Annotated in this window: 15 protein-coding genes; 1 reads left to right on the forward strand and 14 read right to left on the reverse strand. The window is 41.6% G+C overall.

The window, feature by feature from the left end:
• Positions 1-110: 110 nt before the first annotated feature.
• From HMPREF3103_RS06405 to HMPREF3103_RS06435, 7 genes are all read right to left on the reverse strand, one after another.
• Positions 111-1,016: an alpha/beta hydrolase family protein gene (locus tag HMPREF3103_RS06405; RefSeq protein ID WP_083278757.1), complete on the reverse strand. Its 906-nt coding sequence runs from the start codon at positions 1,014-1,016 to the stop codon at positions 111-113.
• A gap of 127 nt (positions 1,017-1,143) precedes the next feature.
• Entirely contained in the window at positions 1,144-1,830 is a 687-nt protein-coding gene (locus HMPREF3103_RS06410; protein WP_070438403.1) for a YjjG family noncanonical pyrimidine nucleotidase, read from the reverse strand.
• A gap of 21 nt (positions 1,831-1,851) precedes the next feature.
• Positions 1,852-2,337, reverse strand: coding sequence for a hypothetical protein (locus HMPREF3103_RS06415; protein WP_070438406.1), 486 nt, complete (start codon positions 2,335-2,337; stop codon positions 1,852-1,854).
• Positions 2,338-2,564: 227 nt separating this feature from the next.
• Positions 2,565-3,503, reverse strand: coding sequence for an MFS transporter (locus HMPREF3103_RS06420; protein WP_070438409.1), 939 nt, complete (start codon positions 3,501-3,503; stop codon positions 2,565-2,567).
• Entirely contained in the window at positions 3,482-4,483 is a 1,002-nt protein-coding gene (locus HMPREF3103_RS06425) for a hypothetical protein (protein ID WP_070438412.1), read from the reverse strand. The genes HMPREF3103_RS06420 and HMPREF3103_RS06425 overlap by 22 nt, the downstream gene beginning before the upstream one ends.
• Before the next feature lie 8 nt (positions 4,484-4,491).
• Positions 4,492-4,956 (reverse strand): hypothetical protein, encoded by a 465-nt coding sequence (locus HMPREF3103_RS06430; protein WP_070438415.1) that lies wholly within the window; start codon positions 4,954-4,956, stop codon positions 4,492-4,494.
• A 12-nt stretch (positions 4,957-4,968) separates the two neighbouring features.
• On the reverse strand, positions 4,969-5,910 hold the full coding sequence (locus tag HMPREF3103_RS06435; RefSeq protein WP_070438418.1) for a hypothetical protein: 942 nt from the start codon (positions 5,908-5,910) through the stop codon (positions 4,969-4,971).
• A gap of 415 nt (positions 5,911-6,325) precedes the next feature.
• Between HMPREF3103_RS06435 and HMPREF3103_RS06440 the strand changes: the two genes are divergently transcribed.
• Positions 6,326-7,534 carry an alpha/beta hydrolase family protein gene (locus HMPREF3103_RS06440; RefSeq protein WP_070438421.1) on the forward strand — a complete coding sequence of 403 codons (1,209 nt, stop codon included), beginning with the start codon at positions 6,326-6,328 and terminating at the stop codon, positions 7,532-7,534.
• A 425-nt stretch (positions 7,535-7,959) separates the two neighbouring features.
• On the opposite strand, the gene HMPREF3103_RS06445 is transcribed toward HMPREF3103_RS06440, so the two are convergent.
• The 7 genes from HMPREF3103_RS06445 to dnaX form a co-directional block, all read right to left on the reverse strand.
• Positions 7,960-8,421 (reverse strand): hypothetical protein, encoded by a 462-nt coding sequence (locus tag HMPREF3103_RS06445; protein ID WP_070438424.1) that lies wholly within the window; start codon positions 8,419-8,421, stop codon positions 7,960-7,962.
• A 12-nt stretch (positions 8,422-8,433) separates the two neighbouring features.
• Positions 8,434-8,901 (reverse strand): hypothetical protein, encoded by a 468-nt coding sequence (locus HMPREF3103_RS06450; RefSeq protein WP_005606313.1) that lies wholly within the window; start codon positions 8,899-8,901, stop codon positions 8,434-8,436.
• A 1-nt stretch (position 8,902) separates the two neighbouring features.
• The gene (locus HMPREF3103_RS06455) at positions 8,903-9,274 is read right to left on the reverse strand and encodes a TIGR02328 family protein (protein WP_070438427.1); all 372 of its coding nucleotides are present in this window, start codon (positions 9,272-9,274) and stop codon (positions 8,903-8,905) included.
• Between the two features lie 11 nt (positions 9,275-9,285).
• Positions 9,286-9,738, reverse strand: a complete 453-nt coding sequence (locus HMPREF3103_RS06460) for a hypothetical protein (protein ID WP_070438431.1) — start codon at positions 9,736-9,738, stop codon at positions 9,286-9,288.
• Positions 9,739-10,448: 710 nt separating this feature from the next.
• Complete coding sequence (recR, locus tag HMPREF3103_RS06470; RefSeq protein ID WP_005606316.1) at positions 10,449-11,045, reverse strand: recombination mediator RecR; 597 nt, start codon at positions 11,043-11,045, stop codon at positions 10,449-10,451.
• A gap of 17 nt (positions 11,046-11,062) precedes the next feature.
• A complete protein-coding gene (locus HMPREF3103_RS06475) occupies positions 11,063-11,380 on the reverse strand; it encodes a YbaB/EbfC family nucleoid-associated protein (RefSeq protein ID WP_039848979.1) in 318 nt (105 codons plus the stop codon).
• A 29-nt stretch (positions 11,381-11,409) separates the two neighbouring features.
• Entirely contained in the window at positions 11,410-13,128 is a 1,719-nt protein-coding gene (gene dnaX / locus HMPREF3103_RS06480; RefSeq protein ID WP_070438435.1) for a DNA polymerase III subunit gamma/tau, read from the reverse strand.
• Positions 13,129-13,178 lie beyond the last annotated feature (50 nt).

Genomic DNA, 13,178 nt, shown 5'->3' on the forward strand with positions numbered 1-13,178 from the left:
ATTAATTGTCTAACTTTTTGGGGTCAGTACACTAAGCCGGTGGTTTTTGATTGAAACTATACAAAAAACCAGAGCCCTCGCCCTGGTTTCTCCTGTTCATTATATTTTTCCTATTTCATCCCATTAAAAATCTCATCGGCAATTTCTAGTCCAATTTGTGCTTGTTGCTCTGCTGTGAGGGAGTGTCCTGTGTCGTCTAAGGTCGTCAATCGTGCGTCCTTGAGGCTTTTTATCGCTTTTTTGGAGGCGGTAATGGGCACGATAAAGTCATCCGCGCCGTGATAAATATGCACAGGTGCACTAATCTTGCTCAGTCCCTCATACGCGTCGATCGGGTAGACGTCGGCTAAGTATTTCTTACTGATTTTTGTCCCTAGAAGATTAAAGGTTTCAGGAGCTGCATCTAGGATCGGGAAGGTGCTTCTGATATCGTCTGGTAAGGAGAATGCTGGATAGAGTAAGAAGACTCCTGCTAAATTCGCCACTTCCTGCGCCAAGAGTGCCGAGACGAATCCTCCTTGACTGCTTCCCATTAAATAGAGTTGGTCCGCTTTTACAAACGGGAGGGAACTCGCAAATTGCAAGGCATCTCGCAAGTTTTGCACTTCGGTTAGAACGGACATGTCCGTCGTGGCTCCTTCGCTTTTTGGAGAGGAGGAAGAAGACCCGCCAGCAAATTCAAAGCTGAACACCGCCACCCCAGACTTCGCCAAGGTTTTCTGTACTTCTTCGTCATGCTCTACACTGGCTCCGAGTCCGTGACTATAGACGACTAAAGGAACGGATCCTTGGACATCTGGAATGTATGCTCTAGCATAGAGTTTCTTGCCGTTACTAACAAAGGTGTATTCCTTCATGGTATACGTGCCGTCTGCTTTCACTTCCACGCGAGGGGCTTGTGTGGTCTCTTGGACGGCTGTTGTCGTAGGTGCCTCTGCGTTTTCTTTCAGTAGTCCGCATGCTCCTAGTAGGAGTACCGCAAATAGTGTTCCTAGTAATTTTAATCGTTGTTTCATCGAATTCCATCTTTCTTTTCTGGTAGAGGGTCTTTGCCCTTTTTAGTAGTCTACCCGCTTCCCCTTGAAAGCTCAACTGTTCTGTTTGCAAAAAACGACCGCAAGACATTCCCGCAGTCGTTTCCATTTATACTAAAAATTCTAATAATTCCGCGTAGCTACGGACTTCCACGGTTGGTTTTACCGCCGTTCGGTTCTCCTTGCGCGCCAGGTTCATCCAAATCGTGTCGATTCCCGCATTAATCCCGCCTTGGATATCGGCTGTGAGCGAATCCCCAATCATCACCGCTGTATCTTTGTCGAAATCTGGGATATCTTTTGCCACTCGTTCGAAAAAGAGCGGACTTGGTTTTGCGACTTTTAATTCTTCCGAGATAAACACTTTTTTGAAATACTTCGTAACCGGAGAATGCTCCAAGCGTCCCTTTTGAATCGTCGTAATCCCATTCGTAGCTGCGTATAGTTCATATCCCGCATCGCTAAGCGTATGCAACATTTCCTCCGCACCATCGATCGTTTGCCCTTGCGTGGAGAGGATGGCCTCATATTCGGATGCTAATTCATGTCCATCTTTTTCCAAACCGAAATGGTCGAATAATTTGGCAAAACGCGTCCCCACCAACTCTTCACGAGTGATTTCGTTTTTCTCCAGCGAGCGCCACATCGCACGATTCATCGGGATGTACACCTCAATATACTTCTCTATCTCACTGACCCCCTGATTCTCCAGCAATTTCGTCAGCGCATAATTCTCCGCCGAATGAAAATCCCACACCGTCGAATCCAAATCAAATAGTAATGTTTTGTAAATCATGTTCCTAACCTCTTTACATTGTTACCTTATTTTTTGTTCAAACTGATATTCCGTTTGCAATGTTTTTAAAAAGCCTTCTAGTCCTTTTACAAGGGTGCGATTTGTCTCGAGTGGTTTCTTTTTCCACAGAGCAATCTCTTCCTTTGCTCGTTCCACTAAAGCATTGAATTCCTTCTTGAAAGAATGACGTCTCCAGAAAAAGACAGCTCCTAGAACGATAAAAGGAATACTCCACGTCCATAAATAGTGGATCGTGACGGTCACCACGAATTCGAACGTTTCCCAAACGCCAACCTCAAAAATAGTTGCAAATGCACCCCCTATAATCGAAAAAGCGTGCGCATTTTGTAAATAGACACCTGCAAAACAAATAGCGAGCACTGGCAATAGCACGCGCAATAGTTGATGATTTTTCGGCAAAGGTGCCGCATCTTCTCTTTCTGAAATAACCTTCTCCAATAATTCTCGGAGTTGATTGGCTGTTTCTTGTGTGACTTTCTTCTTCATTCTTACTCCTTCTGTTTTTAAATCCCTTTATTTTATAAGCCGTAAGTTTTGTATTTTTTAACGAGCAATTTAGCGCGTCTCACGTAGTCGTTCTCGTTTCCGCTAAGAGCGTTCAGTGCTTCCTGGGCAACCGGCAACAGTGCGCACTTCCTTCACTTTCTGTTTCTTTTTCATTGTCATTCCTACTGACGTTCTAAGGTCGTATCTTCTATTCCCAAAGATTCCTTTTAAATCGTCATTCCGTATGCTTGGCTTAATTCATACACACAATCATCCAACTCTTGCATCAACTCTTCTGAGACTTCTAACTGTTGTTCCTTGATTCTTTTCGCATCCTCATCCGCAAGTCTTAACAATTCCTCAACCTCTTGTTTGACTTTCTTCTTCTGGAACTGAAGCAGCCATTTATAAATAATAATAATTCCTACTTGCGCCCCTAGAAACGGTAGGATGAACCGAGCGAAGCCGCTGATGGTTGATAAGCCTTCAGAAGATCTATATAAAAAACGCAATCCAAGCACTATAGATAAAATGCTACTCGCGAGAACAACCCATTTGAGCGCCAGTTTAGAAGTTCCCCACTCTGATTCCGGTAAATCTTTTCTTGTTGGGTTTATCTCTCGTAGTAGTTGTTTTAGACGATGGATTCTGAAATCTTCTCTTCTCACTTCCTTTTGACTAGACTCATCATCTCGCTTCAAAGCACTCATAAAATATTTTAATTGTAAAACTTCCTGCGAAAGAGAACTTCGATGCACACCCTCATATTGAGAAAGAATCGTATAGGCAAAAGTGATAAATTTGGTTGTTTCTTCTTGCCTAGAGAAAAGAATAAATCCGTTGCAAAAAAGAATTCCTAAAATGGGGATTCCCCAGATGAGCCATAAATATAAAGTAGCAATAACCAGAAGGACAAAATACAGTACAGGCGGGATAATTATCGCAACCACGGATAACAGGACGGTTCCAAACCCCGTCAGTGATAAAATGATTGCAAAAAACGCCAACAACATCGAGGCTACTTTCCGTCTCTTCGCATCCGTATATGGAACGGTTATATCTAAATTCTCTTCTATGACTACTCTATCGAGAAGAATCTTTAATCGACTAATCTGGTCTTCAGACAGATTGTAGTTGAACTTGATTAACTTTCTGTTTTCTTCCATCCTGAGTTTTCTCCTGGTAAGTGATATTTCGACTCTAACACTTCTATAAAGCTTTGAAGGTGCTTGATTTCTTCTGGAACATTCTCCACAGCAACATCCTTATACGTTGCAACTTCCGCACGAGCAATTTCAAACAGTTTATCAAAAGCAATTTTACGTTTTTCATGAACGCTAGAAGAAAGCCCAAAATACGAGATCCATAGCATACCTAATAGCATACCTATAGGAATCCCTAAGAAAGCGAGCATGATGATGGCGTCATAGTATGACGTAATGAATAACCAGATGATTGGTAAAGTGACCCCCAAGCACCCGCACAGCAATAAAAGTCGTATGAGACTAACAAAAAGGTACGGCATACCTTTTGGTAACTTTGAAACATCTTGCTGTCGTTCAGATAAAATGGTTATAAGCTGTTGGCGTAGTTCATTAATATCTTCTTGTGAAACGTTTCTAGGAAATAATCGTAATAATGACTTTATAACCGGTTCACGCGACTCTTCGATGTTGAACGCATCATCATTTTCAGATAAATCCTGCTTTAATTCTTTCACGCTGTTTGGAAGTTCTTCGTTGGTGAAGTTTTGCCATTCTAAGACTTCTTCTTTTGCTCTACGGACAATTAGTGCCTTGTCTTCTTTAAATTCCTTACGTTCCCATAGAAAAAGTCCAACTCCAACGATAAAAAAGAATAGATAAATTCTAAAGAACGGATTAAACTCCATTTGCTCCTTTAAGAATTTAAAAGGGTTTGCAATCAACGCCTGAAGCCCAAAATCAAATCCTTTTAGTAAAGAAAACAGGAAGATGAATGTAGTTAATATTATCAAGAATATTTTTAAAATATTTTTAAAAATAATTGGCATCACTGAAGGACTAGGGAGTGCAACAACTTTCCCTGAACGTTCTCGAATCGCTTCAATAAGCAATTCTCTTAGTCGTGCCAGCTGACTTTCTTCAAACCGTTTTTTCTTATTCATAGTTCCCCCTAATGCCAGATGCGTTTATATAATTCTTTTAACTCTCGAGCTTCTTCCGTTAAATCTTTATCTTCAATATATTTTCGTACACGTAGTTCTTTATTAATCAGTTGATTTATCTGAATCACTTCATCAGAATATGTCTTTTTTCTAATAGAACGAAAAACAAAGAATAAAATGATAGGGAGTACCCAGAATATTAGCACGAGTGGCCATGCCATCAGGTTGATAGCAACAAGAAACAGTGCCCCTTTAATATTTCCTGACACCACACTCACTAGAAAAGCTAATGCTACTAGTGGAAAGTATGTGCAACAGGGTATGACAATCATTGCCCACTCTCCAATATAGCAAAGTCTTCTTAACTTTCCATTTGCAGTAGGCAACGATTGAGGACTACTATTCTCCATAGAGACTTTCTCTAGCAGGTCCCGTAATTGCGTAATTTCTTTTTCACTAATCCTTTTTCTCAAATCTGTTCCTCCCTACACCCCATATTTTATTCGTAAGAACAGCACGTAATCGTACAGCGCTTTAATAGGCTCTGGAATCTTGTCCCAAGGAACATCCTTATAGGCTGAAATATCTGTGCAAGCTATTTTTAACAGTTGTCTGAAGTGTCGTCCTCGAATAAAGTAAGAGACAGTCCAGCCCATCCAACAAATAAACAAAACGACGAACCATATCCAATTATTCTCCCACAAGAGTTTCAAAGCATGGTCTAATTGTTCAATCAATACTACTACGAAAACCATTCCAAACGCGAAAAGGCATAAAATCCAGAAAATGATCACGCCAAAAAATCGAAAGTCTTCATTCCAATGTTCCGACCAACCTTTTGGTAACGACGCTTTCTCCTCAGGATTTTCAGATGAATCCTCCGCAATCAGTTGACGGAGTGTTAACAGTTCCTCTTGAGAGACTTCTGTCGGGAAGAATAACGCGAGTAACGCATTTTGTTTTTTAATCGGTGCCTCCACTGTGAAAGCCAGCTTTTCGGCATTCCATTGGGGTGGTATTTCCTGCGCATACAGTTGTTTCTCTTGCGGATGAGTTTCTTCAGAAATCAGCTCTGCCTCAACATCCGGACCAGCCATTTGCAATAAGCGCTCTACTTCATTTTTGTACAATCTGTTTCGAATCCAACGAAAGACAAAGAACAAGACGATGGCCGTTTCCCATATCGGTAACAGAACTCTATTTCTTCCTGTTAAGAAAGTGGTGCCCATGGTGAGCCACAAGTATACTCCAAGCGGAAACAGTGTAATTATCAACACCGCAATCATGAGTATTTCTCCATCGGAAAGGATTCTTCTGGCGAGTTTCCTTCCAGATGGTAAGGCTACAGGGGTCTTTTCTCTTTGTATCCGTTTGGCAAGCCTCGTTCGTAATTGAGTTATTTCTTCTTCACTCAGCCGTTTTTTCACGCTCTTTCCTCCCTACACCCCAACATTTTTTTCGTAGTTTGCGATAATGAACTCCGCGTCTTCAATGTCATCAGCCATATCTATGCGGTTAGTTTCTTTTAATTTTTTCGTTAATACTTTCAATATAGTAAAAAGTTACCAAAGTTCTTTATTTAAGATGGAGCCGTAACATTTTGACGTTGTAGCTCCGAAGCGTACATTATGTACTTTTCTCATTAAAATGATTCTATCTTCTATTGGTAACGAGAATTGCTTATATTGTACCATAAACATACGAAAAATGAATATGACAAAATAGTTAAAAACCTTTGTAAATAAAGCTTAAATCAATCTTCGAACATTTAAATGAGTTAAAGATTCATCGATATGGTATGATAAAAAAAAACAGGAATATCCTAAATATAAGAGGCATGTTATGAAAGAAAATGAAGTTATTTTAAAAAGACAATCTACCCGGATATTTTTCAAAAATGGGGATACGGATTTTTTCTTTAATTGGTTGTTAGGTATAGGAGAAGTTTTTGGTTTTTCTCACGGAGAACTTTATTATCTTGCCCAAGAGTTGGGCAAATCACCAAAACCTGATAACTGGAAAAATGTTTTTTTATCGCATGGAAACTATCTTGAACAAAAAGTAAGTCATTCGGGTTTAAGTGAGCAAACAAAGGCACAATATTATCTAGCACAGACATATTCCCTTCGTTCAGCAATTCAGTTTATCAATCCTTTTTCTGACGAGTATTTGCCTACCGTTCATAAAATGGAGACGGCGTTTTCTAACGCCATTCAATCACTAGGAGCCCCAGTCGAAGAATTATCGATTCCTTATCAAGATTCCTATTTGCCGGGCTATTATCTTCACAGTGGCAATCATTGTCCAACCTTGATTATGATTGGTGGTGGAGATACCTATCGCGAAGATTTATTTTACTTTGCTGGCTATCCAGGCTGGATGAGAAGTTACAATGTTTTAATGGTTGATCTACCTGGTCAAGGGTCCAACCCTGGCAGAGGTTTAACTTTTGATGTAAATGCCTCTATTCCAATTTCACAGTGCATAGACTGGTTAGAAGGCAGAAATCCTCAGCTGAATCATCTAGCCATTTATGGAGTTAGCGGAGGGGGATATTTTACCGCACAAGCTGTCGAAGAAGATACAAGAATCCATGCATGGATTGCAAGCACTCCTATTTATGACGTTTCGGAAATCTTTAGAAAAGAATTTGGGGCAGGCCTAAAAACTCCAAGTTGGTTAATGAATGTCCTTTTAAAGTTAGCTGGAAGTCTGAATGAGGCTGCGGATTTAAATCTTAAAAAATATGCTTGGCAGTTTGGTACTTCTGATTTTAAGAGTGCTATTAATGAAGTGTTTAACCGTGCAAAGGTTGTGGACTATCAAAAAATTCAGTGTCCTTGCCTATTTATCATGGGAGAGGGTGAAGGCGCCGAATTACAACACCAAACCAGAGTGATTTTCGAAGCACTTAGGTCTAAAAATTCGCAAACTAAACTTCAAATTTTTGAAGCAGAAAGTGGTGCGGATGCTCATTGCCAGGTCAACAATTTGAGACTCGCTCATAATGTCGTTTTTGATTGGTTGGACACCTTATTTGAATGGAATTAGAAGGGATAAATTAGATTTATAATCCTGATTATAGTCCTCCTAACAATAATGTTTGAGCAGCTGTAACATCCTTTTGATTGAGTAGTTGCGATATTTGATTCATCTTAGGCTAAGCAGATAAACAGAAAACTAAAATCTTTTGTTTATCTTTGCATACTTCCGTTCATCAAAATTACCTTTTATAGTTTCGTCGCAAAAAACGGCTTTCTTGTAAGTGCACGTAGCAACACAAGAAAGCCGTTTTTATTTATCTCTCTATGTTTAGACCTCTATGATTCCTAACCCTAACTCTGGCGTTTGCATGTTCATTTCCTTCAATCGGATGTTTTGTTGAAGGTATTTTTCAATTACATTCAAATACTCTTCGCCAAAGTATGTAAACAAACTCCCTTTACAAATCCATCCTATCAATGAACTTCATACCTTCATAAGATGTTCTTTTCAAAGTTTGCGATAATGAACTCCGCGTCTTCGATGTCATCGTCCATATCTATGCGGTTAGCTTCTTTTAAAATCGCCATGCTCTTCTTGGCCAGCACGATGAGTCCACTGATTTCTTTTTCATAAAATTTTTGTTTTAAAAAAAGGAGCAAGCACCAGAGGAAGAAGAGTGGAACGGCAAAAAACAAGACTAAAAGCGAGATGGACACAAATCCCGGATCTTGTGCCACACGAGCGACGAGAGCCATTGTCGGTGCTTTGAAGATTTCGGTCTTGATAAAGAAATAGCCTAGAAACCCCGTAATAAATCCAATCGTAGCCAGTTTTTGTTCTGCACGCTTTGGTTTCGCCTGTGTGACACCTGCTTCTTGCGTCAATGTGTCAGTCAAATAACGAAACTGCGCTAATTGTTGGTTCGTAATGCGATTATGAAACGAAAACTTCATCTTCTTCTCCTCCTAAAATCCAAATCGGTCCTTATAATCCTCAATCAGAAATTCTGCGTCTTCGATATCCTCTTCTAAGTCGTCGCGTCCAGCTACTTTGAGCGATGCAATCGCACGTTCCGCAAAGGGTATCAGTTCGCCAAGTTTACGTGTCAGTACTTTTTTAGACCAGATTCGGTACAGAAGAAAAAAGAATACCAAAAATAAGGATAAAGAAATAAATGGGAAGATTAGAAAAACCACACTATTTTCTTGGGCGAACTTACCAAGAAAATACTTAACGGGTAGCCCAAAAATCCCTGTACGCATCACTAGGATGAATAAAAACATGCCCGCAATCATTTTGATGAATGCTATTTTGTCGACTAGTCCCGGTAGTTCATCATCCATTCCCGCCTCTTTCATTAAGTAGCTTGTCAACTCACGGAAGTTCACTAACATTTTTCTCGTCGCAACGTCTTTAAATAGAAATTTAAACATACTATTCTCCTCCTAGAGCGATTCCTTTTTGTGCCAAATTCTCCACACATTCTTTGTAATACGCATCATCATGCTCTTTGTATAACGGACTCTTCCACTCACAAGTCACAACTTCGGTATACGGCGGACACATTTTTCCCCGGTACGACGCCTCTTTCCATAGAGGGGTCACATTATACCCACGGCGCTCCATTTCATCCATAATGAGCCTATGATATTGATAGAGCACATACGGAGGATACGTAAACACATAATCCACCGTTGCGTGCTTCTTGCCCCAGCCATTTCCTCTAAGGGCACAACATTCACGGTGTTGCCCCAACAGTTGCGGACGCGGGAGCTTTGCGATCAAGTCTTCATGCCATAATCTCATTCTTCTTCCCCCTAAAATCCAAATCGGTCCTTATAATCCGCCATCACCACTTCTACATCTTCAATATCCTCTGCCAGTTCTGTGCGTCCCTCTTCCTTCAAGCGAGCGACCACCTGCTCAGCAAAAGTCACTAAATTTTTTAATTCTCGTTTTAAATCCTTTTGAATCCATAATTGATCTAAAAATAAGACCAAATTGACACTAATCAAAATAAAGAGAACGGGAATTCCGATAGAAAACCAACCAAAATGTTCCAACAATGTCTGAAACGGAACCCACGTAAACGAACTCCGATAGAAAATGATGGCAAGTGCCAGCACGACAACCGTTGGCACAACAGGATTTCGTTCCACTTTAGCCGGAACCTCCTCTGTCAACCCTGCCTTTTCAGCTAAAAACTCAACGATTTCACGAAAACGACTGACCGCGTTCTTCGACAGAAAACTTCTAAACAACTGATTCACTGCCTTCCCCTTCCTGGAACATGCCTTTTTACTTTATTTCCCAATTATACCATCTCCGCCCCCACTTCGCCTACACCCCCATGAATTTATCGGATGATTAAGAAAAACACCCTTCCGCAGCAAACTTTCCAGCACCCATCTCCCTCTAAAACCACCACACCGCATTGTTTCCCTTCCCAAGACCGGAAGGCAAGCTCTGCCATGCCTGTCCCCTTCACAAACTCAGAGAAGTAACCCGCCTGGCTCATCCTAGCCCCGAACCCCATCAAAACGCACTCTCCCGCCTCATCGAAGGAAAAAATAAAATAAAATCTATTGATTCAAAGTCGTATCGTTGGCTTAAAAAAGCCCTCGGGGACTCTATAGTGAGAATAGTAAAGAAAAAGCAACCGATGTGAATTAGAGGGAGTTATGAGATGCTCCTTATGGAAAATACTTTATACAGGTAGACGCAGTAGCTGATTGAATTAAGCTTCATCCCTTGTGATTTGCTTAATACTAATCAGCTTTGCGGGGGTAAGACTACGAAAAAAACTGGACTCACACTGTGAGTCCAGTTTTAATTTCTGTCTTACTCCCTCTTTGAGGCTTGGTAGGATTGAGACCTTGGCTCAATCCGATGCCTTTACTATCATCACTATGAAGATGTCCCCCGAGGGCGATTTAAGACAACGTCTTAACCTTCATTTTCATTGAATCAATAGATTTTATTATAATTCTCTTCGTCCTTCGATGGCGCGGAAGAGAGTCATTTCGTCTGCGTATTCGATGTCGCTGCCGACCGCTAATCCATGAGCCAGACGCGTTACTTTGATGCCCGCTGGCTTGATAAGACGGGACAAGTACATGGCAGTCGCTTCACCTTCCGCTGTCGCGTTGGTGGCGATTATAACCTCTTGGATTTCCGGGTCCTGCAACCTCGTAATCAGTGACGTAATATTAATATCATCCGGCCCCGTCCCTTCCATCGGAGACAATACCCCGTGAAGCACATGATAGAGCCCTTTATATTCCTTCATCCGCTCCATACTCATCACATCTCGGGCATCTTCCACCACGAGAATTTTCGTACGGTCGCGCGTTGTATCCGCACAAATCTCGCACGGATCCTCTTGCGTCACATTGCCACAAACCGAACACATTCGTAAGTCACGCTTGCAGCTAATGAGAGAATTTGCAAAGTTTAAGACGTCTTCTTCACGCATATCCATGCAGAAGAAGGCAAGTCGTGCAGCCGTCTTCGCACCAATCCCCGGTAGCTTCATAAAGCTATCCATCAATCGTGCAATCGGTTCTGGATAATGCATGCTCCAACCTCCATTGATTAAAATCCTGGGATGTTTAATCCTTTAGTGAATTGACCCATTGTTTGGTCGTTGGCTTTTTCTGCTTGCGTTAACGCATCGTTTGTCGCCATTAACACTAAGTCTTGTAATAATTCTACATCCTCTGGATCAACTGCTTCTGGTTTGATTTCCACGTTTAAGACTTGGCGTTTTCCGTTTACCGTTACTTTTACCAAATCACTTTGAGAAGTTCCAGTGTATTCTGTTTGGTTTAACTCTTCTTGAGCTTGTGCCATTTGTTTTTGCAATTTTTGCATTTGTTTCATCATGCCTTGCATATTTCCCATTCCACGCATGGTTGTACCTCCGTTAATTCGTATTTTTTCTATTCTTCAATTTGAACGAACTCTTCCCCGAAAAGCTCAATCGTATCTTGTACTTTTTGTTTAAATTCTTGTTCTTCCTCAGAAATCGACTCTTCCACAACAGGTGCCTCTGTCACATGAGAGACCGCTTCGCCTTCTTTATTCTTCTTGCGCTCGAGAACGAAATCAGAACGAATTTGTTGCCACTGTTCGCTCGTGACTCCAACAAAGGTTCCGCTGTAGCCTCCGAGGCGTTCGAGATGTCCTTGAACTTCTTCATGGAATCCTACAGTCGTCTCGGCCAGTCCGCAAATATGTTCATACATAAATTGCATCACAAACCCATTTGGCCCTGCAGCAACCGGTTGTGCTTGATTCATCAGTGCTCGTTGTTGCGGAGTTAGGCAGCTGAGCAAGTCGCCCCATAAGTCGCGCACTTTTTCGATGTCTTCTTTAGTCGCTTCCATCAAAATTTTGTTCACGGCCGACACATTCGGCTTGAAGCTTGCTTTTGGTGCTTTCGTGGCTGGTTTTGGCGGAGCCGGTTGCGAAGAAGGAATGCTTCCTCCGTTCATCAACGCAGACATTTGTTGACGTAACTGCGCGAGTTGTTGTTGTAATTGCTCCACTTCCTCGCTACTTGGCGCTTCTATTGCTCTAGGAGTAGCACTTGTTTGTGGTTGTGCCATTTTAATCGTTAAGACTTCGAGTGAAATCGTTGGTTTTGTGGTGAAGCGCATTTCTTGTTGTGTTTGATTTAAAGCTTCCACAAAGCGGTATAAGAAGCTTGCATCCACTTCGTCTTTAAACTGCAAGAAGCGTTCGCTACGACCGACTGCCTCGCCACTTTGTTTGGCTACGAGGAGGTCTCTAGCAAATTCCAGCCATTCTTCCACCAATCGGCTTGCTTCTTTCCCCATTTTAAAGAGCTGTTGTAAGCTTTCCAACGCTTCTTCTGCCTTTTGCGCTTGTAAGTCCGCTACAAAATCAATCATCAAGTCATCGGTCAGGCTTCCTGACACTTGAATCGCTTCTTCAAACGTGACTTTCCCATCCCCAAACGAAATCATTTGGTCGAGTAAACTGAGGGCGTCCCGCATACCCCCGTTAGCACATCTAGCCACTACACTGAGGGCATCCGCTTCGTACTCTATGCCTTCTTGGTCTAGGATATACGCCAAGCGGTCGATAATTTCTTGGGACGTAATGCGTCTAAAGTCAAACCGTTGCGTCCGAGAAATAATCGTCGCTGGAATTTTATGCGGTTCTGTCGTTGCGAGAATGAAGATGACCTTTTGAGGCGGTTCTTCTAAAGTTTTTAAGAGTGCGTTAAACGCTCCTGTTGAGAGCATATGCACTTCGTCGATAATATAAATTTTATATTCGGCTTGCGTTGGTGCATAACGCGCCTTGTCACGAATATCACGGATTTCTTCAACCCCATTGTTGCTGGCCGCATCGATTTCGATCACGTCGCCAATCGTTCCGTTTGTGATCCCTTTACAGATTTCACATTCGTTACAAGGTTCGCCGTTTTTTTGGTTTGGACAGTTAATGGCCTTTGCAAAGACCTTCGCGGCACTCGTTTTTCCTGTCCCACGAGGCCCCGTAAATAAGTAAGCATGACTCGTTTTTTGATTACTAATCGCGTTTTTTAACGTATGCGTCACCGCACTCTGTCCGACCATATCATCGAACGTTTGTGGACGCCATTTTCGATATAATGCTTGATAAGCCATATTACTTCCCTGCCTTTTTAAAAATTTACAGTTCTATTCTAGTATAGATT

The sequence above is a fragment of the Granulicatella sp. HMSC30F09 genome (assembly GCF_001806915.1).
Lineage (GTDB): Bacteria > Bacillota > Bacilli > Lactobacillales > Aerococcaceae > Granulicatella > Granulicatella adiacens.